This is a genomic window from Salinisphaera aquimarina (assembly GCF_042643355.1).
Classification (GTDB): Bacteria; Pseudomonadota; Gammaproteobacteria; order Nevskiales; family Salinisphaeraceae; genus Salinisphaera; species Salinisphaera aquimarina.
This window is the reverse complement of record NZ_JBHRSS010000003.1, coordinates 301,188-322,464: the sequence shown is the minus strand read 5'-3', so window position 1 is coordinate 322,464 and position 21,277 is coordinate 301,188. Positions and strand designations below refer to the sequence as shown.

Annotated in this window: 14 protein-coding genes; 5 read left to right on the top strand and 9 right to left on the bottom strand. The window is 62.1% G+C overall.

Translation table 11 applies throughout. The features are described 5' to 3' along the window. Window positions 1-6: 6 nt before the first annotated feature. The 7 genes from ACFOSU_RS04980 to ACFOSU_RS04950 form a co-directional block, all read right to left on the bottom strand. A complete protein-coding gene (locus ACFOSU_RS04980; RefSeq protein ID WP_380687082.1) occupies window positions 7-891 on the bottom strand; it encodes a metallophosphoesterase in 885 nt (294 codons plus the stop codon). A gap of 77 nt (window positions 892-968) precedes the next feature. Next, complete coding sequence (locus ACFOSU_RS04975; protein WP_380687080.1) at window positions 969-2,741, bottom strand: toxin-antitoxin system YwqK family antitoxin; 1,773 nt, start codon at window positions 2,739-2,741, stop codon at window positions 969-971. Further along, window positions 2,738-4,048 carry a toxin-antitoxin system YwqK family antitoxin gene (locus tag ACFOSU_RS04970; protein ID WP_380687079.1) on the bottom strand — a complete coding sequence of 437 codons (1,311 nt, stop codon included), beginning with the start codon at window positions 4,046-4,048 and terminating at the stop codon, window positions 2,738-2,740. Before ACFOSU_RS04970 ends, ACFOSU_RS04975 begins: the two co-directional genes overlap by 4 nt. Continuing rightward, the gene (locus ACFOSU_RS04965; RefSeq protein ID WP_380687077.1) at window positions 4,045-6,432 is read right to left on the bottom strand and encodes a hypothetical protein; all 2,388 of its coding nucleotides are present in this window, start codon (window positions 6,430-6,432) and stop codon (window positions 4,045-4,047) included. Before ACFOSU_RS04965 ends, ACFOSU_RS04970 begins: the two co-directional genes overlap by 4 nt. Before the next feature lie 92 nt (window positions 6,433-6,524). Continuing rightward, window positions 6,525-8,156 (bottom strand): hypothetical protein, encoded by a 1,632-nt coding sequence (locus ACFOSU_RS04960; RefSeq protein ID WP_380687075.1) that lies wholly within the window; start codon window positions 8,154-8,156, stop codon window positions 6,525-6,527. 72 nt (window positions 8,157-8,228) lie between these two features. Beyond that, on the bottom strand, window positions 8,229-9,866 hold the full coding sequence (locus ACFOSU_RS04955; protein WP_380687073.1) for a hypothetical protein: 1,638 nt from the start codon (window positions 9,864-9,866) through the stop codon (window positions 8,229-8,231). After that, complete coding sequence (locus ACFOSU_RS04950) at window positions 9,863-12,094, bottom strand: hypothetical protein (RefSeq protein WP_380687071.1); 2,232 nt, start codon at window positions 12,092-12,094, stop codon at window positions 9,863-9,865. Before ACFOSU_RS04950 ends, ACFOSU_RS04955 begins: the two co-directional genes overlap by 4 nt. 380 nt (window positions 12,095-12,474) lie before the next feature. On the opposite strand from ACFOSU_RS04950, the gene ACFOSU_RS04945 reads away from it, so the two are divergent. The 5 genes from ACFOSU_RS04945 (at window position 12,475) to ACFOSU_RS04925 (ending at window position 18,665) form a co-directional block, all read left to right on the top strand. Beyond that, window positions 12,475-13,062 (top strand): GNAT family N-acetyltransferase, encoded by a 588-nt coding sequence (locus ACFOSU_RS04945; RefSeq protein ID WP_380687069.1) that lies wholly within the window; start codon window positions 12,475-12,477, stop codon window positions 13,060-13,062. A gap of 458 nt (window positions 13,063-13,520) precedes the next feature. Continuing rightward, window positions 13,521-13,988 carry a hypothetical protein gene (locus tag ACFOSU_RS04940; RefSeq protein WP_380687067.1) on the top strand — a complete coding sequence of 156 codons (468 nt, stop codon included), beginning with the start codon at window positions 13,521-13,523 and terminating at the stop codon, window positions 13,986-13,988. 140 nt (window positions 13,989-14,128) lie between these two features. After that, window positions 14,129-15,340 carry a TraB/GumN family protein gene (locus tag ACFOSU_RS04935; RefSeq protein WP_380687065.1) on the top strand — a complete coding sequence of 404 codons (1,212 nt, stop codon included), beginning with the start codon at window positions 14,129-14,131 and terminating at the stop codon, window positions 15,338-15,340. A gap of 526 nt (window positions 15,341-15,866) precedes the next feature. After that, window positions 15,867-16,634 (top strand): methyltransferase, encoded by a 768-nt coding sequence (locus ACFOSU_RS04930; protein ID WP_380687063.1) that lies wholly within the window; start codon window positions 15,867-15,869, stop codon window positions 16,632-16,634. Between the two features lie 690 nt (window positions 16,635-17,324). After that, a complete protein-coding gene (locus ACFOSU_RS04925; RefSeq protein ID WP_380687061.1) occupies window positions 17,325-18,665 on the top strand; it encodes an O-antigen ligase family protein in 1,341 nt (446 codons plus the stop codon). Between the two features lie 295 nt (window positions 18,666-18,960). On the opposite strand, the gene ACFOSU_RS04920 is transcribed toward ACFOSU_RS04925, so the two are convergent. After that, window positions 18,961-19,848 (bottom strand): GNAT family N-acetyltransferase, encoded by an 888-nt coding sequence (locus ACFOSU_RS04920; protein ID WP_380687059.1) that lies wholly within the window; start codon window positions 19,846-19,848, stop codon window positions 18,961-18,963. A gap of 276 nt (window positions 19,849-20,124) precedes the next feature. Beyond that, window positions 20,125-21,075: a hypothetical protein gene (locus ACFOSU_RS04915; RefSeq protein WP_380687057.1), complete on the bottom strand. Its 951-nt coding sequence runs from the start codon at window positions 21,073-21,075 to the stop codon at window positions 20,125-20,127. Window positions 21,076-21,277 lie beyond the last annotated feature (202 nt).

Below are 21,277 nucleotides of genomic sequence, written 5' to 3'. Positions count from 1 at the left end.
CCGTGCTCAGTCGAGCGCGGCGATCGCCTCACGCGACACGATCTGACCGTCGTTGTCGACGAACAGCGTCTCGGCGCGCACGCCGTCGGCCGTGACGTCGAGCGCAATATGGTGGCGTTTCGCGCCGTCGGCCTCGATACGCGGCACGCGCGCGCAGTTGAGATAGAGCGTATCGGCGTCGTTGTGCGAAGTCTCGCGCCATTCGCCGCTGTGCTTGCTGCGGTGGTGCATATGCCCGGCGAGCACGGCGCGCACGCGATGGCCCGTGACGCGCGCGTGCGCAATGGCGGCACGCAGATCGGGATCGCCGAAGTCGCCGTGTTCGGGAGCGAAATCGCAGCCAAAAGGCGAGGCCGGCGTATCGCCGAGGCCCGCCGGGCCATTGTGGGCGAGAAAGATCAGGTCGCGCGGCGAGCGATCCACCAGTTCGCACAGTTGCCGCGTACTGGCTTCGAAATCTCCGATACCGAACGTCTTTTCCAGATACGAGCGATAGTAGAACCGGTCCGGGCCCATGGCATGCGGTCGCGCCACGATCAGGCCCAGGTCGTCGTCCAGCGGCGCGGTGCTATAGCCTCCCAGGCACACTGGCGTCATGGCGCGTTGCATGGCCCGTACGCGCCGGGTCATACCGATCGCGCCCAGCCGGCGCACGAGCGGCCGGTTCTTGATCTCGGCGAGTAACTGGGGAATGGTCACACCGTCGTGGTTGCCGGGGATGGCCCAGGCCGGCGTGGTCAGATGCGCGAGCCGGCGCGCGACCGGCGTCGCGGACGTGATGCGCGCGAAATCGCCCACGAACAGAAGCATGTCGTAGTCGGCGTCGTTGAAGAACGCGGTATCGCGCTCGTCCCAGAAGCCGTGTATGTCGCCGATGACGCCGAATCGCATCCGGCGTTTTTACGGGCCGCGTGCGTCAGCGTCAAGGCGCGCGTTGCAAGACACCATGGCAGGATCGGCTGCCGGGCTTAGTCGACTTCGGTTTCGAGCTTGTGCCGGCAAGACTCGACCGCAGTCTGGCTCGAGTCGCCATCGGAGGCGTCGAACTCGACGCGCTTGCCGTCGTGAAAGAACGGGCAGTCGCTGAGCTTTCCGTTGTCCTCGAATACGGCCCAGAGGCCGGTACGTTGACCGTTGTGGTCGTATTCGCCTTCCTCCGCCGGATAGCCCCATTTGTTGATCGCCCGCCACGTGCCTACGCGCTCGCCGTTGTCGTAGGTGCCCTGCCAGCGTTTGACATAGCCGGTGCTTTCGACCCACGCGCCCTGTTTGGCGCCGTCGACATAGCGGCCCTTATCGAGCACCTCGCCGTCGTCGGCGTAGAGGATGTGTTCGCCGTCCTTGGTGCCGTGATCGTAATGGGTCGACTCGATCAGCTGATCATCCCGAATCACGCGGAACACGCCGTCGCGCCGCCCGTCGACATAGGTGCCGATGCTTTGCTGACCGTTGTAGGCGAACTCGATGAACGGACCCTGGCGTTTGCCGTGTACCCAGGTCAACGCGCGCAGTGGTTTGCCGTTTAGCGTTTCGTATTCGCCGCCGTGACGCCGGCCCTGGTCGTCGTACTGGATCGTCGTGGTTCGGTGGTTTTCGTCGGCTTCGTAAAACCGGCCCACACGGTGATGGTTGCGCAGCTCGCGGCGATAGACGAGCTTGCCCTCGCCGTCGAAGCGGACCTCGATCTCCCGCGCCTGGCCGGGAAAGCCCGTGATGTATGCGTAGACATAGCCGTGATCGTCGAAGTATTCGCGCACCTCGCGCGGCGGGTCGGCGTCGCGCAGATGACGTACCCGGATCTTCGGCCGGCCGTTGTCGTATTCGGTCCTGGCCAGGAGGTTGTTGTCGCTATCGAACACGGTCTTCACGGTCACCCGGCTGTCAACGTCGTAGCGGTTGACGATCTGTTCGCCCACGCGCTTGCCGTTGCGGTAATGGGCGATTTCGCGTAGCTGGCCGGCCGCCTGGTCGTGCCAGTAGCGCTCGGGGCCGTCTTTCTTGCCGTCGACATAACGGATTTCGCTGATCGTGGCGCCGGCTTCGTATTGGCGGAACCAGCCCTGCGGTTCCCCGTGGCGATAATGTCCGCGGCTGGACAGCGCCGGCTGCATGCCGATGGTGTATTGCTCGGTGAGGCCGTCGAGCACATCGTCGCGGTATTCCTCGATGCGCCGCAGCTGGCCCTGGACATACTCGGCGTGGACGCCGTCGCGCTGGCCGTGGGTGTAATGGGTGAGGGTCGACAGTTCGCCGTCGTGGTATCGACGCGCTTCGCCATGACGCTTGCCGTCGCGATACAGGGTTTCGCTTTCAAGCCGGCCTTGTTCGTCGAAGGTCGTGACCAGACCCTGCTGACGGGCCTGGGCATCGGTGGTGCCGACTTCGGCCAGCCGATGTTCGCCGGTCATGCGATAAAGCTGATAACCGCCGATCCAGGTGACGTCCGTATCGCCGGGCTCGGGGCGGGCGACATAGCCGCTCATGCGCAGTGCATCGTCTTCGATCCGGCGCAGTTCGGCCGGCCAGCCGATGCCGTCGCGTTCGTCGGCCACGCGTAGGCGATAGCTGGCGAGCGCGGCGTTGTCGACCGGATACAGCCCGTCGTCAAACCAGAACAGGGTCTCGGCCTGGGCCGTGAGCGCGTAGCCCAGCAGGACGGTAGCCAGTAGCAGCGTCCGGGCGAGAGCGGTCAGCCGGAGGGCGTGTCCTGGCCGGGTCGCACCCGGGGCGACGCCGATCATGCCGGGCGCGTCCGATCGCGGCGCGCGCGTGCGGCCTGTTCGTCTTCCATCGCCCGGGCGGCGGCCTCGTCGGCCGGCTTGCCGTGGTTCATCTGCCAGCGGTTGATCGTGCCGTCGCGTCGGTGGTCGGCCTGTTCGCCGTGCAGCCGGCCTTCGTCGTCGTAGCGACGCCATTCATAGCCGCCCTCGTAGGTCTCATCGATCTGCAGGCCGGTCTTCTTGCCGGCCACGACTTCCTCGCGATATATGATCCCGCCGTCGCCGGCAAAGCGCGTGACGATCCGGTGCGGCGTGTCGGCGAAGATGATCCGGCGGGTCACGAGATGGCCGGTGTTGGAAAAGTTCTCGGTGACGCGCTGCTCGCGGCCCTGCTTGTCGGTGTCGATTCGCTCTTCGACCTTGCGCGGGCTGCCCTTGATCGGCCAGAACTGGGTTCGGCGCAGCCGGCGCTTGTCATCACCCAGCACGCGTTCTTCGTCGAGACGCCCGCCGCTATACTCTTGCAGTAGGCCGTATAGCTTGCCGTTGCGATAGTGGTATACCGCGTCGAGATGGCCAGCCGCCTGGTCTTCCCACCGCCGCTCGACGCCGTTCTTCTTATCGTCGACGTACTGGGTTTCCTTCATCAGGGCGCCGTCGAGCGACCAGATACGTTCCCAGCCGTTGAGCTTGCCGGCGCGATAGTGGGCGCGCCGTGTGAGCACCTGCGGCGAGCGGCCGTAGCCGTATTCTTCGACCATGCCGTCGATCTTGTCGTCGTGAAGTTCGGTGATCTTGCGAATACGCCCGTCGTAGTAGGTGGTCTGGATGCCTTCGCGCTGGCCGTTGACCAGCGGGGTGAGATGGCGCAGTTCGCCGCGCACATAAATGCGCCCCATGCCCTGCATCACGCCGTCGACATACGGGGTTTCGTAGGCGAGATCGCCGTCCCGGGTGAAGCCCACGGCCAGGCCGTTGCGCTCGCCGGCCATGTTGCGGGTACCCACTTCCTCCAGCCTGTGTTCGCCGGCGAATCGGTAGAGCTGGTAGGCGCCCACCCATTTCTGATCGGCATCGCGCAGATCCGGCGTCGAGCTGTAGCCGCGAAAATGCAGTTGGTCGTAGCGGATGCGGCGGATCTCGACCGGCCAGCCGGGACCGTCGCGCTCATCGGCCACAATGGCCTTGCGGGTGGCGTGTGCCTTGGCCACGGCTTCGAATTCGTCGTCGAGCCAATAGGTTTGATCCGCGAGCGCGCCGGCGGCCTGTAGTATCAGCCCGGCAGCGAGCGCGGTCTGGAACGCGCAGCGATAAATCGAGCGATTCATTGCACGCCCTGCAGATGGGTGTGCCACTGTTTTTCGATCGGGTCGCCGGTGAACGTCACCGACTTCACCCGGGCGATTTGGCCCCAAAATCGAATACGCCCGGCATCGTCCAGATAATCGGCCACGGTGTGGCTGGCGCCTTCGACGCGCCAATCGTCGAGCCGTATGTCCGGTGCCATGTCCTTGAGCATGGGCCGTACGAGCTTGCCGCGAGCATCGAGAAAACGATGGCTGTCGAAAAAGCGCTTGGCCTTCTGGCCCCGATCGATCTGGCCGTCGATCTCGCCATCGACCTGGCCATCGATCACGGCATCGACATCGACCAGCCAGGGTTTGTCGCTTTTGGCGTTGACCTCGCGCGTCTGCCAGGCCGGCTGGCCGGGGCAGCGCAGGGTGGTGGTGACATCGATCCCGTAGAAATAGATGCGCACGCCGTCGTCGGTCATCAGCTGCCAAGGCGCGGTGTCGGGATGTTCGCCGGTGCGACGGCTGCCGATGCCAAAACCGGACGCCCGCTCGTCGTCGGGCCGCCAGACCAGGGCATGGCCGGACTCGGACGGGGCGTCGGCGCTCAGTGCACAGGCCGAGCCCACGCCGATGGGCAAACGCATGTTCAGCTGATTTTCGCCGGCGCCTTCGGGGGCGACATCGTCCAGGCTCACCGAGGGGGCGTCGGGGAGCTCGTCGATATACAGCTCGCGTGTCTCCGGCGGCGGCAGTTCGCGGTTGGAGTAACGCTGCTGCCGGCTGGTGAACACGACATCGTGGCGGCTCGGCTGGGGCATGTTCTTATATGACTTCAGCCCGAAGGCGTGGCCGCTGCCTTCGACTTGAATCTGCTGCACCCAGGCATCCGGCGTGTCGACGCGCGCGAGCAGGGTGCGATCCGCGGGCGTCAAGCCGTCGTGGGCCTTCTGGCTGATGCGCGCCGACAGCTCGGGCGCAAAGACCGCGCTGCTGTCGAAGATATAGAACGCCTGCTCGGTGCCCGACAGGATCAGCTGCCAGCCGTCGTCGGTGGGAATCGCGCGGGCTTGCGCGGCGCCGTCGTGCAGTTCGGTGGGCGTATCGGCCAGGGGCAGTTCGACGTGGTCGGGCTCGGCGGGTGCGGCGTAGTCGAGTTGGGCTTCGACTTCGGTGATGCGATCCAGCCCGGCATCCTGCCAGCCCATCGGCAGCAGGCGCACGGTGGTGTTCATGGTGCCCTGGGCATAGTCCGGGCCGATCGATTGCAGCACCAGCGGGATATCCAGCGTCTTGCCGTCGGCGTCGCGCAGCGTGAGGCTTTTCAGCGTCGACATGCCCAGGTTCTCGTCGATGCCGATGTCATGCGCGAGCGTGAGCACCAGCGCGTTGTCGGCCTCGTCGATCGAGAAACTCGCGTCGGCGCTGGCATACGGCGTCTTGGCCGGGTTGAACCCGCGCCCTCGGTCGGCTTCACTCGGTCGGTGTGCGAGGGGCAGCTCGAGCTCGTTCGATCGTTGGCTCATCTGTGCCGTGGCGCGTAGTTGGTCCAGACCGTTCGCCAGCGAACCGAGCGCGGGATCGTCGACTGCGTGCATGGTCATGATGGTGTGCATGTGGCCCGTCCGGCCGTCGGTCTTGACGTCCTGATCGCTGATCAGAGTCAGCGCGTCGATCCAGCCGCCGTCGCGATCCACGCGCATGCGCCCGTGCACCGCGGTGACGCGCATACGGGCGTTGTTGTCCGAACCGCCGATCGCGGTATACGCGCTGTCGGCATCTGCAGCGCGCTCGAGTGTGACGGTCACGCTGTCGTCGCTGACCGTATCGACGGTCAGGGTGAGCGCGGGCATGCCCTGAAACGAGTCGACCGTGATCTGTGCGCCCTCACGGGCCGTCAGTTCCCGGGTGAGCGAAGGCGCGGCCATCTGCTGTTTGAACTGGTCGGTCTGTGTGTTGCCCAGGCGTTCGGTGAACTCGTTCCAGGCGTTTTGGTTGATGGCATTCAGGCGCGTGTCGCCGCTCTTGCGATCCATGATCAGATCGAAGCCGTCGCTCATGAGATCGACGACCGGCGTGCCGCGCAGCTTGTCCCGGTTGGCGCTGGAGAACATCGAAAAGCCATCGCCGTCTTCGACATCGATGAAGCGCGGCTGGACGTGCATTTTGAGCGTCGGCCCGGCCGCGTCGACGCGATAGCGCATCACGCTCTGCATTACCAGCGATTGGCTGTTGGAGGCGTTCGCCGCGTCGTCGCCTTCGCGGACATGTGCGACCACGCCCACGCGATAGTCGCGCTGATCGCCCTTGGCGGGGTCGAAGCGCACGCCCGTGGGCATCAACACCAGCACCGCCGCGATGCCGGCGGCGACAAGCGCCAACACCGCGACCAGGGCCACAACCAATTTTTTACTCGACACGTGCCACTCCAAATATCAAAAACCAAAGCGTTGTCGTTTCAAGCGATGCCGCGCGCGCTCTATCGGCGCGTGGCATCGGTGGGCCGCAGCGGCTAGCGCTCCGGCGCGTCTCGGGTGAAGGTCAATGCGTGCGTGCTCGGCTCGGCCGGGCTATAGAACATCAGATCGAATGCGTCGATATCGCCGGTGAGTTCGAACTGCAGGCCCCAGATATCAGGGTCGTCGACCCGCTCGAGCAATATCCGATCCGCGAAATTGATGCCGTCGCGGGCGCGGTTGGTCGTCGTGGCCGAGCGGCCCTTGAAGACCGTGTTGAGGCCGTAGGTGTAATAGGTGTTGTAGCCACCGGTCAGGGACACGAGCCAGCCGTCGTCCGTGGGTACGGCCTCGGCATGCGCGACCCCGTTATCGAGCCGAGTCGGCGTATCGCGCAGCGGCAGGCTCACGTAACGCGGGGCGTTGATCGGCTGATAGGTGACGCTCGCCTCGACCTCGGCGATATCGCCCGGATCGGGCGCCTGCCAGCCCAGGGGCAGCAGACGGATGCGAGTGGCGTCGTCCTGTTCGTGGTCGGGCGCGATCGAGTCGAGTACGAACCCCTGATCCAGGGTCTTGCCGTCGGCGTCGCGCAGCGTCAGCGCGTCCAGCGCCAGCTGGTCGAGCGACACGTTTTCGTCGTCGCGATGGGTGATGTTGAGCACCAGCGCGCCGTCCTCGTCGATATGGAAACCGGTCTCGGCATGGGCAAGCGGTTGTGTCGGAGGCTCGATGACCGGCCTGTCCAATGTGTCTTCGGCGGTCTCGGGCAGGTACATGTCGTAATCCGGCATGGCGGCCGACATGGCATTGGTCCTGAATTCCCGGAGACCGTCGCCCATGGTGCCAGTGGCCGGATCGTCGACGGCTTCCATGGTGACCACGCTATGCAGCCGCGTCGTGCCGCCTGTGCGTTCGATCTGGCGATCGCTGATCAGCGTCATCGCCTGGATCCAGCCGCTGTCGCGATCGATACGCAGGCGCCCGTCGACATGGGTGACGCGCGTGCTCGTGCTGTCGCGCGTATCGCTCATGGGTTGGGGCGGCCGGGGCACGTCGTCGGTGCGCGTGAGCGTCGCGATCAGGCTGTCGCTGTCGACCTCGGTCACGGTCAGTCGCAGGGTGGGCATGCCCTGAAAACCATCGATGGCCAGCTGTGCGCCCTGGCGTGCCGGTATCGTCTGTGCCAGCGCCGGCGCGACCAATTGTTGCTCGAGCTGGCTGACTGGCACGCCGCTCTTGTCAGCGACGGCCTGCCAGGCCTCGCGATTGCTGTTGCCCGGCCGCGTGCTTTTGCCGTCCCGATCCATGGCCAGATCGAAACCGTCGCGCATCAGACGTGGGATTGACGTGTCTTCCAGGTCGTCGCCCCGGGCGCTCGAGAACAGTGGGCCCGACTCGTTTTCGGCCTGCATGAAGCGGGGTTCGATATGCGTTGTCGACATCAGCCCGCCGGCGCTGACGCGATAGCGCATCACGCTTTGCAGCGCCAGCCACTCGCCGCGCGAGTTCGACCCATCGCCGCCGTCCTCGGGCTGCACCCGCACGCCGACGCGATAATCGCGTGGCTCGCCTTGCGTGGGATTGAATACCACCTGCGCGGGTGCGGCGAACGCCACTGTGGCCGCGCTTTGGGCGGCCAAAAGGATCAGCGCGATCAGGGCCAGGATCGGTTTTTTATTGGACATGGAACATTCCCGAAAAAATCAGAGATAGTCAGTGAGCGGCGTGGCATTTCCACGCGTTGGCCCGCGATGCACTCAGGGCGATTCACGGCGTTTGAATTCGACGCTGTATTCGCGCGGCTCGCCCGGCGCAAGGCGCTCCAGCGGAAACGCCGCCGGCGCGTGGTCGGCCTGCACGCGCAGGGTCTCGACGCCGGCGCTGGGGCTGTCGACCTGGGCCAGAAGCTCGGCTTCTGCGGCGCTGACCCAACTGTCGTGGGGCGCGACCCCGGCCATCGCGTGCACGCCCGGCGCGGCCTGGGCCCACGTCGTGCGATACCGATAGCCGTCGCGGTTTTCGAAGCGCAGCCACCAGACGTTGTCCGCCTCGGCGTCGGGCTCGACGCTGACCCGCGCCGGGCCATTGTCGAGTGCATGGCGCCGGTCGTCGAGCGCGATCGTGACGATCTCGGACTGCGGCTTGCGATAGGTCAGCGTCGCCTCGGCGCGGGCCACCGAGTCGAAGATCGCCGGGTCGCCGTCGAGCGGTGTGTAGAGGAACAGGCGCCCGTCGCCGCCGAAGGTCAGATAATCCCAGGCCGGTAATATTTCAGCCAGCTGGATCGGCAGCCCGACGGGCCGGTCGTCGCGGTCGTAGAGCGTGAGATCGTTCAGTGCCACGGACCACATCGGCAGGTGCGTGTCTTCTTCGCAAAAGCGCACGCCCAGATGGAGTTGTCCCAGCGCGACACGCAGCGCGGTTTCACGCCTATCGAGCGCCGGATCGTCTGCCGCGGGATCGGAGTGCCCGGTGTCCGCGGGGCTTTGTCGCACCTCGACGTCGCGGGGTTGTTCGTCGGTGATACCCCAGAACGGGTCCGACGTCGTATGCATGTCGCCCGTGGTCAATTCGCGTCGGCGCACCGCGCGGGTGACGCGGTCTATCGCCACGACGTGCCCGTCGTACTCGGCCTGGTCGCGGCGCACGAGGGTCATGGATTCGATCCAGCCGTCCCGGCGATTCACGCGCAGGCGCCCGAGCAGGCGGGGCGCGTCCGCGTCGTTTGGTTCGCCGTCGACGGCGCGGGTCTGATCGGTGGATGCCAGGCGAATCGTCAGGGCGTCGTCGTCCACCTGCTCGACGGTAGCCCTGATCGCCGTCAGCCCGCGATAGTCGGCCAGGCGATGCTCGGCACCCACGCGCGCGTCCAGTTGCGTCGCCAGTTCCCGCGGCAGGGCGGGCACGACGAGTTGACCGAGGATCGGGTTGCCGGCGGGCGCATCCACGATCTGGGCTACTGCCGTGAGTGCGGCGCTGGATATCGGCGCCAGCGCCGGATCGCCGTCGCTATCGAACGGCATATCGAAACCCTGGCTTTTGAGGCGATCGAGGTCGTTGCTGGGATACGCGGTGGCCAGCCGGGGCGTATAGGTGTATCCGTCCTGGTCGCGGGCGGAGAGTGTAAGCGGCGTGATATGCAGCTGGCGGGCGTCGCCGAAATCCTCGGCGCGGTAGCGCATCAGGCCATAGGTCTGGGCCCAGCGCTGGGTCGGTCCGGCGTCGTCGCCGGGCTCGCGAACAGCGATGCGTTGGCCGACCTGATAGATCGACGTCGTGCCGGCGGTCGGCGAAAAGACCAAGCCTTGCGCACGTTGTGTCGTCAGCGTCCAGGCCGCGATGCCGGCCACGGCCACCACGCACAGGCCGCCGGCCAGCACGATCGATTGCTTCATTGTGTTGATTCCTTGTCCGCGTCGGCCCTGCGTTTGGCGGCGTTCGGCCAACGCCGTTTTATCGCGGGCGGCTCGAAGGCGAGCATCACCACGTGCGCGACATCGCCCCAGATGCGAATCTGGCCGCTGTCGTCTACGTAATCGCGTATGCCGTGCTGTTGCGACTCTCCGGCCCAGTCGCCGGGGGTGTCGTCGGCTTCGGCGGTCTGCAGCATGGGCCGCAGCGGGCGGTCGTCGGCGTCCAGAAACTGGACGTGCGCGAAGTAGTCGGCGGCCGCGCCGGTGGACTGGGGCCAGCGGCCGGTCAACGTATACAGATCGAGATGCCAGGGCGTGTTGGCGGTCACGGGCACGCTGCGCCAGTTCGGCGTGCCGGGGCAGTTCAGTACCGTTTCCAGCGGCAGGTCGTGCACGTCGGCATGCGCGCCGTCGGCGAGTGTGAGCTGCCAGTGCTGCATGCCGGCCTGGGGCGCGTTGTCCGGCGGCGGTGTCTTGCGCCAGAGCCGGACAGGCATATCAGGACGATCGACCCAGGCGCTGAGGCCGCACTGCGAATCCAGTCCGACCGGCAGGTCCATCTGCAGGCCGCCGCGGCCGTCCGGTTCGGGCGCAAGCGTGTCCAGCGACAGATTACGGTCGCTGTGCAGCGGCTCATCCAGATGCCGGGCTTGTCCCGGCGCGACGCGGCGTATCATCGTCGGGTCGACGAAACGCAGCGTTTCGGTCTGTTCCACGGTGCCGTTGTCGGCCGCGAACAACGAGAGCTGGAGCGCGGGCCGGTCGGCGTCGATGCGCAGCGTCTGGGTCCAGGCACGCGGGTTATCGGTACGCGCGAGCATGATCTGATCGGCCGGCGTCTGCCAGCTGTCTGAATCCTGTACCCAGCCCTGGCCGTCGACACCATCCAGGGTGGTGGCATCGAGCCAGTAGAGCTGCTGACCGCCGCTGGATAGCGTGACCCGCCAGGCGTTGTCGGTGTCGGCGATCGGTTCGGCCACCGCGCGCGCATCCCCGTGGGTAAGCTCGCGGCGTTGATCGTCGAGGGTGAGCGTGACCGGCGTGCCGGGGCTGCGGCGGCGATAGCCGAACTCGGCACGTACCTCCGCGACCTCACGCAGGTCGATGTCTTGCCAGCCCAGCGGCACGACATCGAACAGCCAGCCGTTGTCGTCGTCGGTGATGTACTGGGCGTCGTTGAAAGCCAGCGGAATGTCCAGAGCCTGGCCGTCGGCATCGAACGCGGTGGCGTTTTTCAACCCCAGGCTGCCATAGGGCAGCCGGGCCGCATTGCCGTGTTCCAGGCGCAGGGCGAGATGACGACGGCTGACCCACAGCGTCTGGGGTTCGTCGCCCGGTTCAAGGCGTTGCGGCGGTTCATGCATCGGCGGCGGCGTGAACACCCCGCTGTACTGGCCGAGCGCAAGATCGCCGCCCCAGATCAATGTATTCGGCAATCGGCTAAAGCCGTTCAGCGGTGTCGACACGTCCCCGGCGAGTGGGTTGTCGGTCTGGTGTGCATAGGTGATCGAGCGTATCGTCGCGGCCTTGTCGCCCACGGCCATACGCAAATGCACGACCAGCGTCATGTCCGTGATCCAGCCGTGTTCGCGGTCCACGATCATGCGGGCCGCCACTTTTACATCCGAGACTTCGACATCTTTGGTTGGCGGGGCCATGCGCTGGATCAGCGGCGAATCGGGCGGCAGTTCATCGAAGTCGCCGGACACGCTCAGCCAGGCACGCTTGTCGTTCAGGCGATCGACCGTGAAGGTCAGCCCGTCGAGACCCTGGAAATCGTCGAGTGTGACCCGCGCGCCTTCGCGGGCCGGAATGCCTACGGGCACGGCCGGACCTGGCACCGCCTGCGGGAACGAGTTGTCGCCGAGTTTCCGGAATTGCTCCGCCAGGTCTTTCATCGCGGTTTGATTGACGGGCTGCACGTCGACGGCGCCGTTGTCGGCCAGCATCATGTCGAAGCCGTCACGCATCAGCTCGGCGACATCGGCGGCGCGCGGCGCGAGATCGACGCTGGATAGGCCGGGGAAGTCGTCGACCGAGATGTTCAGCAGATCGATTCCGGCATGCAGGCGCAGCGGGTCGCCGGTATCCGTGACCCGATAGGTGGCGATGCCGTGGCTGGCGACGGTATGGTCGAGATGACGGCCGTCGACGGCGACCACGACGTGGTTGCCGACGCGATAGCGATGTTGCTCGCCGCTCGACGGCATAAACTCGAGCGTCGGTTCGCTGGGACGGGTCGTCCATAACGCGGTCGCGGCTATCGCAACAACACAGACAATTACGGCGCCGATCCAGATGCTGCGATTCATGAGACGAGAAAACAGTTCAAACCAAATCCGAAGGCGGCGCCGGGTCGCCCCGATGGTCGTCTTGGAGATTATTCGCAGATACGCTAAAAGGGCTACGCTCGCCGTATCAGCATGGGTTGCTCATGCGGGCAAGACAGCGCTACGCCGCGTACATCATTGCGTGAATGAGACGGCCGCTGCGTAAAGCTTTGATCTAATATCGGAAATACTAACAAAAAACGCATAAGAAGTTGTATGGGAATGTTAATAATCAACAACAAAATCATCTTGGAAGCGATATGAGCGCATGGATCGAACCAACCGTATTGACCGGTCGTCATGTTTCGCTCGAGCCGCTCGTGGCCGAGCACGCGTCGGCACTGGCGGCCGCCGCCACCGACGGCGAACTCTGGCGACTCTGGTATACCTCCGTGCCGGCGCCGGATGGCGTGGATGCCTATATACAGGGCGCACTCGACGAGCAGGCAGCGGGTGGCCTGGCGTTCGCGGTACGCGACCGGGCCAGCGATACGGTGGTGGGGTCGACGCGCTTCTGCCACGTCGACGAAGTCAATCATCGACTCGAAATCGGCTTTACTTGGTACGCCGCGCGCTGCCAGCGTTCGGCGATCAACACCGAGTGCAAGCGCTTGCTGCTCGGGCATGCGTTCGAGCAGCTCGGGGCCATCGCGGTGGAGTTTCGTACCCACTGGCACAACCGGGCCTCGCGCGCCGCGATTGCGCGCCTGGGCGCCAAGCAGGACGGCGTGCTGCGCAACCACACTAAAAGCGTCGACGGCGTATACCGCGATACGGTGGTGTTCTCGATCATCGACCTGGAATGGCCGGCGGTGCGACAGAATCTGGATTTCCAGTTGGCTCGATAGCGGGCAAAAAAAACGCGGCCCGCAGGCCGCGCAAGTCCACCGAGTCAGGGAGCGGGCGACGATGACGGGAGGTTCGCCGGTACGGCCGATGTCCGCGGCCGTGATATCGCCCGTTGTCGTCGCTGAACGTTTGACGGCGACGAGTGCCGATCAATATAAGCGAATGAGAATCATTTTCAAATAAAAGGATACGATAAAGCCTGGCTGGGCGTTGGCCGGAGGCGCTCAGTTCCGGTGAGCCGGTAACGCTGGCGCCTGCTGGGACGCGTTTTCGGGGGCGTCGCAGCAATTTTTTCGATGCCGATATCTGGCGATGCGATAACGCTTGAAATCAAATGCGTAAATGCGTGCCGTACACGGCGCCAGCGAAGCCATGGCGGAAAGCGAATCCCCTGACGATGCCGTCGCGGGCGGAATAAACCCGATACCATCGCTGCTTATCAACCGGGAGTTCCCAGATGACTGCATATCCGATCGATACCCACGCCCCGAGCGCGCGCCGAGCGGGCGGTGCCATCGCGCTGGCCGCGTTGATGCTGGCGTTGGCCGGCTGCGGTAACAGCGACGACAGCGGCCAGGCGAACAAGACCGACAGTGAACCGAGCGCGGCAGCGGCGGGCCAGACCGAAAACGGCATGGCCACCGGCGCGACCATCCGCAAGCGCATCGCCGGCAATACGGTCGCTGGAACCATGGCGCCCGACAGCGCTTACACGGAGTTTTACGCCGCCGACGGCACCATCCGGGGCGCCAGCTACGAGGCAAAATGGACGATCGAGGGGGATCGCATGTGCTTCGACTATGACGAAGCCCCGGAGGCCGACTGCTATGCGGTCAAGATCGACGGCAACAGCGTCGAGTGGCATCTCGACGGCGAGACACAGGGCAAGGGGACCATCGTCGAAGGCAATCCGAACAACTTCTGAACTGGCTCTTGCCGGGCCGTTGCCGAGTGCCGTGGTGGCATGTCGCAGGGGCCCGTGTGTGCCACGCGCATGGCAAACCCGGGCGACTGTGGGACAATTCCGCGCGCTTGCCACGACACCTCTATTTTTGAAGGCTTCTCATGTCTGAACCCGATCGTCTCGATAACGAGCCCTCGGCCGGCCCACGCCGTGAAGTCATTCGCGGCGAGCAGCGCTATCTGCTGTTGGGTACGGCGCATGTCTCGCGCGCGAGCGCCGAGGAGGTACGCACCGAGATCGAGTCGGGCGCCTATGACGCGGTCGCCATCGAACTGTGCGATGCCCGCCACGCCGCGCTCACCAACGCCGGCGAACTCGAGCAGATGGATCTGTTCCAGGTGCTGCGTCAGGGCAAGGCGGGCATGGTTGCCGCCAATCTGGCGCTCGGGGCTTATCAGCAGCGCCTGGCGGAGCAGTTCGGTATCGAACCGGGCGCCGAGATGCGCGCGGCGATAAACGCCTGCGCAGCGGCGGATCTGCCGATTCAGCTGATCGACCGCAATATCGGCATCACGCTGAAGCGGGTCTATCGTCGTATTCCCTGGTGGCAGCGCATCAGCACGATGGGAGCGCTGTTCGCGAGTTTGCTCTCGCGCGAGAAGATCGAGGAAGAGGATATCGAGAAACTCAAGCAGGGCGACATGCTCGAGTCCACCTTCAACGAATTCGCGCAGGAATCCGCGGCCATGCACGAGGCGCTCATTGATGAGCGCGACCGCTACATGGCCGCAAAGCTGCTGATGCAGGCACCCGGTCGCAACACGCTTGCCGTTGTCGGCGCCGGCCATCTCAAGGGTCTGACCCGCTATCTCGAGGATGGCATGGACGACCCGCGTGGCGTGGTCGAATCCCTCGATCATGTGCCGCCCGGCTCACGCTGGATCAAATGGCTGCCCTGGGCGATCGTGGTACTGATCTTTGCCGGTTTTGCGCTGGGGTTTTCGCGCAGTACCGGTCTGGGCCAGCAACTGGTGCTGGAATGGATCGTGATCAACGGCGCACTGTCGGCGATCGGTGCCGCCATCGCCCTGGCGCATCCTCTGACGATCGTCACCGCGTTCGTCGCCGCCCCCATCACCTCGCTCAATCCCACGATCGGTGCGGGCATGGTCACCGCCGCCGCCGAACTATGGTTGCGCAAGCCGCGCGTGGGCGACTTCTCGACGCTCAAGTCGGATGTAACCAAGGTCAGTGGTTGGTGGAAGAACCGCGTGTCGCGCACGCTGCTGGTGTTCGTGCTCTCGACCATCGGCTCCGCTGCCGGCACCTATATCGCCGGTTTTCGGATCTTCGGGCAGCTGTTCGGCGGCTGAACGCCCAGGCACACGCCGCTCGGCTGTATAGCGTTTTGCGTGATCCGGAGCAGATGACGCTCAAGGTAGTCAGGCGCGTCCTGTTGTGCTTTAACGTCAGCCGGAGTGGGATTGGGTATCCGGAAGCACCGCGCATCAACGCAGCGCGTACCGCGTAGCGGGAGAATTGCCGGCTTGACGTCGACGTCGCGCACGACCAGCGGTGTATTCATAACAATCACGCGACCATGGCCGTCAGAGTGACGAGTCCCGCGCCTTCCATGCCGAGCACGGGCGCGACGAGCGGCATTGGCGCCAGCGTGATGAAGCAGGCGGCTGGCGTTTACATGCAGGCCGTGGCCAGGAGCGCCCGGTGACGCTGAGAGGTCGGCTTGCCCACGCTGACCAGAGCAAAACGCAAATTTAAGTCAGCTAGGAATTTCCTATCTATCCGGGCTTGACACGCTCCCTGCTCAGCGCCATCTTTTGTGATTATGGGTCGCTGAAGCTATCACTGGTCAGAAGTCTAAAGATACGGGGATCCGCTGTGCAAAATACAAACGACGAAATAACGCAGCTTGATTCACTTTTAATAAGAGCGCCGACATTAAAAAAAATCAAAGACAGCAAAGATGACGTAGATGGATGGAAGTACTATAAGACGATCGTGGCTGAATTGAGTACGAAGCACAGTTTGCTTGAGGTGGGCGCCGGGCGCTCCCCACTGTTTTCCAGTGCGGAGTTGAATGATTACGAAATTGACTATTTCGCCAACGATATTTCCGAAAGTGAACTCGAGCGTGCGGGGTCGGAGTTCAGGAAGGAATGTTTCGATGTATGTGGCGAAATACCGGAAAACAACCTTAATAAATACGACGTGATTTGTGCGAATATGGTGCAGGAACACGTTCCGGATGGTGGGCGGTTTTATCGTAATCTGTTGAGGATGCTGAAGCCCTCCGGCATCTCGATTTCTTTTCATCCCGTCTTGTTCGCGCCCCCGTTTGTGGTGAACAAGATATGGCCAGAACGCTTGAGTGCAATTATTCTTTCGAGCGTTGTGGATGCGAATCGACAAGACGAGGGTGTGCCAAAATTTCCTGCTATATACAGTCATTGCTATGCAATGAAGTTCCAGGAAAAAAGGCTGAAAGAAATCGGCGCGTCAGACGCGCGGGTATTTCCAATGTATGGTCACAACTATTACAGGAATATACCGTTCGCTAGAAGCATGAGTCGAAAAATCACAAAAATTTTGAATTCTTATAATATGGCGGCTTTTGCGACGTACTCTTACACTATAGTTGTAAAATAACTTTTCTTGATTTCTGTATGAGAATTGACGTAAGAGGCTTGATCAGCCGGCCTCCGTCGGCGCTTGCTCTATGAATCCGATCTAGTTCTAAGAACTAATATTTCTCCGTCCTTGGGTTCCGGTTCGCGACATTTTTGATTATCGATCATGCCTGGACGATCCGCATTAACGGGTGAGAACCCGACCAAATTATGGAAACGACGGTGTACTGAATCCTGGCTCTTGCTACAACTGTAAGCAGCAAAGCACGAGGAAGCGTTGAAAGCAGCGCATGGAAGGCTGAAAGGGTACATTGAGCCGAGGCCAAGGGCAGTGTCGAGCCCGAAAACGAGATCCCACCCGACATGAGTTTGCCGTGTGAGTAGTGAGAGGGGTAGAGATCAGGCACGTGATAGCCGCCAGCAACTGATTTCGATGCGCGATGTTCTCACAATGGGAGCGGTCAACAACGCATATACTGTCAGCTGAGCCAGCTATGGCGCGATTCAGGCGTACCGTGAAAAGCGTGACGTCTGGACGTTACCGTCTCGAAATCGATTTCGGGCAATTTAATTTATAAGCGGGAAAAACCGTTGACGTTTTCAGGTCGGGCCACGGGAAATCCGTAATGCGGACTTCAATATTGTCCATACTTCAACTTTATTCTGATTGAAAACTGCCTGCTACCAAATACAGTGAAAAGGCAAGTCAGTGATCCAACCGTACGATTCACAGACTAAGCGTATAGCCAGCGGTTCTTTGGGCTTAACCCTGGTCTGGCTCTTGCTTGCGATTAGTTCTGTCGTGCAGATTCAGCCCGCCCCTTATGACGGTATGGCGATTGCACTCGGGTTGTGCTTTTTCGCCATGGGGTTGCGCGTTCCCAAACGCATCGTGGCCCCGGCACTGTTGCTCGGGCTCTTTTTGTTGGCCAATGTCATTTCGGCGTTACGCATTCCCGATCCGAACCTCGACTTTGCCAATCCCGGACAGTCCATTCTGTCTTTGCCTACCAAGTTTTTTCTTGTCTTCACCTGGTTGTTCTTCGTATGCATAGTCTACGAGGATTCGCTGCGGGCGTTTGACGCCATCTGGAAAGGTTACATTGTGGCCACAGTCATCGCCGTGACCTTCGGCGTACTGTTGCACTACGGATTTATTCACGTGTCTGGAAAATGGGCCGAAAATGCCGGAGATCCCAGTCTTCTAGTCACCAGGGTCCGGGGCACATTCGAGGATCCCAACGTCTATGGACCCTTCGTAGCCGTGGCCGCCGTCTATATGGTTTCCACTCTGGAGACCACAACCAGAGCCTGGGCGTTGGCCAAGTTTGCTTTGCTAGGCTTTTTTGCCTGGGGGCTCATGCTTTCGTATTCGAGGGGAGCCTGGGCCAATTTCATTGTCTCTCTCGGCATTTTTATTGGTCTTCGTATAATAACGGCCCGCACTGAAACCCATCAGCTGAGGGTCATAATACTCAGCGTGGTTTTGATATTGGGCGCTACGGGCGGATTCGCCGCGCTGGTATTCAGTGGCAAAGTAGATCCACTGTTCTATCAGAGGCTGAGCGTGCAACGATACGACGTGCAGGCGGGTGGCCGTTTCGATACGCAACGCAAGGCGATAGAACATATTCCGGGCGATCCGATCGGGGCTGGCCCTGGCAAGGCCCCAGATGTACTCGGCCGCGAACCACATAATTTATATCTTTCAGTGCCGGTGGAGAGCGGGTGGCTCGGTGGCATCGCTTTATACGGTTTTATCCTTCTCACACTCTGGCGAAGTTTTCGATTCTGTCTCTTGCCGACACCAATTCAACGCGCCTACACGGTAGTTTTTGCTTGTGCTGTTGGCACCGCTTTGGAGAGCATGATCGTGGACACTACGCATTGGCGCCATATGTATTTGTTGTGGGCGATGCTTTGGGGGGCTATGTTGGCTTGGGAGTCGGCACATGATGGATTGACCGAGTTGCTGTCAGCCCGAGCCGCTCGACCACATCGGGCACCGACTGGCCTAGTTCCAGGGCCTGCAAAATCGCTTCGTCCTTGAATTCCGGGGCCTATATCTATCTGCTTATTACACTGCCTCCCGTGCTCAAATCATGGCTCAGAAGTGTCCAGGGGGGACGCCGCGGCTATAGCACAGTGTTGCAGTGCTCGAATCGGCAGCCTTTTAGAAAACCTCATAACTCGACATCAATTTTTTGAGCTTAGGCCATCGTCTCCGGTGTGCGAGTATTTCTTGGATTGCCGATCGGAAAACGCTTGCCGCGGATCACAACAACGGTTGCAGCGTTCTCGCATCTACATTGTGGCCGGCAGGCTACGGCGCGAGGTTCGGCCAGCTATCCCCACAAGTGACCTGAACGAATCCGGGTTCTGAGGGAGGGCGGTAGCGAGTGGTACATTTTCTTCAGCCGAGGCCTCAGTTTGCGCATATATATGTCGCGATATAATTTTCCGCGTGCCGACCGAGCGACGATGTAGTGTCGAATAACAGCGGCGTCTTCGGTCCAGACTTTCTTGAAAGCGGTATCCGGGGTCAGCATGCTGTAAGTGGCGATGCCTCGCTTGAAGCAATCGCGCATCCCGTATTCCATGCGCAAACGGCCCGGGCCGAAATGTTCCAGGCGGTAGTCGAAACTGCCCAGATATTCATAGTGGCAGCCGTTGTGGCGAAAGCCGATGCCCACCGACACCGGCTTGCTGTCGAGATATACGCTGGAAATAGACAGGCAGGCATTGGCAGAGGGCCGTGTGTAATGGCGGCAGACCTGCTTCAGGAATGTGCGCGCTTCGTTCGTAAGCATCGTCTTGCCCGACAAACCACGAGCCTCCAGCCACCGGGATTTGAAATCCAGGCTGATATCGATCGCTGTCTCGGCCGACATTTGCTGATCGTCACCGTATCCGAGCAGTTCGCCTTCCTTGCCCAGATACTTGGCGCTACGGCGCTGGTTCTGTCGCATCTTCTTGCTTCGGCTTGCAAGATAAGCGTCGAAGTTCGGATAGGTCTGCATGTTAATGAACGGCGCGAGATCCGCGTTGATCGGCGTGCCGCCGACACTGTCCAGCAGCGAAGCAATGTTGGCCTGTTCGTGAACGGCTCTCAGCTCGATCGCGTCAACCGCGGCGTGAGCGAGCAGGAATTCCCATGCCGGGAGCAACGCCTGACGGTTCTCCGGCGAATCGACGGTCACGGCGTCGTCGAAGCAGGACATCAATCCGCCCATGGGCACGAGTATCCGTAGCCCGTGGTGCCGGTTCACGACCCACGGCCAGATAAGGACAATACTGTCGTTGCGGGTTCCCACCAGAACCTTGAGTTCGTGGCGGCCCAGCGGCGCAAGCGTTTGCCACCAGGCGCTGACCCAGTGCCTGTCCTGGAAGAACTGATAGGGCGTGGTCGACTGCGTGCACAGACGCTCCCATTCGGGCGCCAGGCTCTCCAGTTGCTGTTGACTGGTGACGAAGTGGAATTGCATCGCATGTCCGCGGACAGCGAGGGCTCAGTTGATATCCCGATAGCCCAGATCGGCGTTCGGATCAACCCGGAATGTCGGTGTGAGCTTGAAACTGATGGGTGCTTTTCGGCGCACTTTCTTCATCGCACTCTGATAGACACCCAGCGCCTGTTTCGTTCGGCCTGCCAGCGAATCCGGCGGATTGATTCTGGGTTGCATGCCCATCTTGCGCAGTAGCCGGTTGCCTCGGTAAAGATTCACCTTGCGCCTGGCTTGCGGCGTGATGTGTTCTGTCGATAGCGACACATTCAGGCCCTGAGTGTTAATCACCCGATGCGGACTGTGCTGCGGCCAGGTGACCGCTTGCCCCGGCTTGAGCAGAAAACACTGTGCGGCGGCCTCGAAATCGGCCTTGTATTTCAATTGTTCTTCGACTTCACCGCTGCAGATCATTTCGATCTGTTCGGGTGGCGCGAAATGGGGATCATCGTAGGGATAGACGAATACTTTCTTTTCGCCGCGAATATGCCAGAGTACGTTCGGAATAGAGTCTGCGTGATAATACACGGACGCACGGGGGGAGGAGATAAGCAGCGTGGCACGCTGCCATTTCGGCGGCTCGCATTTGAGATTGTCGGCAAGCTGTCGGTAGAGATCGAGCAGCAGGATCTGGTAGGTCGGTGCGTTTTCAGCCAGCCTTTTGATATTGACCCAGAGCTGCCCCCTGCCGACTGCTGCCATGATTTCACGGCCGCTCAGTCCGGCCGTGGTGCCCACGCGCCAACTGCTGATCGGCTCATCGGGACCAGCGCCAGCGGTCATCGTGGTGACGTGAATATCGGCTGCCGGGTAATCATCCAGCAAACGCGCCAAGGCGTCGTCGTCGAATAGTCCCGTGCCGGAAAGAGCGTGGCGAAAGTGCAGCGCCTGCTGTGATGTCAGCGGGTGGGGCCCCACGGCGGCGGGGTTAACGCACTCAACTTCCAAGTTTGGCATCTGATCTCTCCCCGTTTTCCCGGACTGGTATATCAACAGTAGTCAGAATTTCTCGTGCAAACAATAGGGAGATTACCGATCAAAGTTGCCTCGCCATACCTTCATCGAACGCCGCGTCGCAAGAGCTTGGCCGTCTCGGATTAGGCAGCAGGCCTTTATTGTTCGAAAGAAGCAATGTGGATCAAGGGGGGAGTTAGTCTTG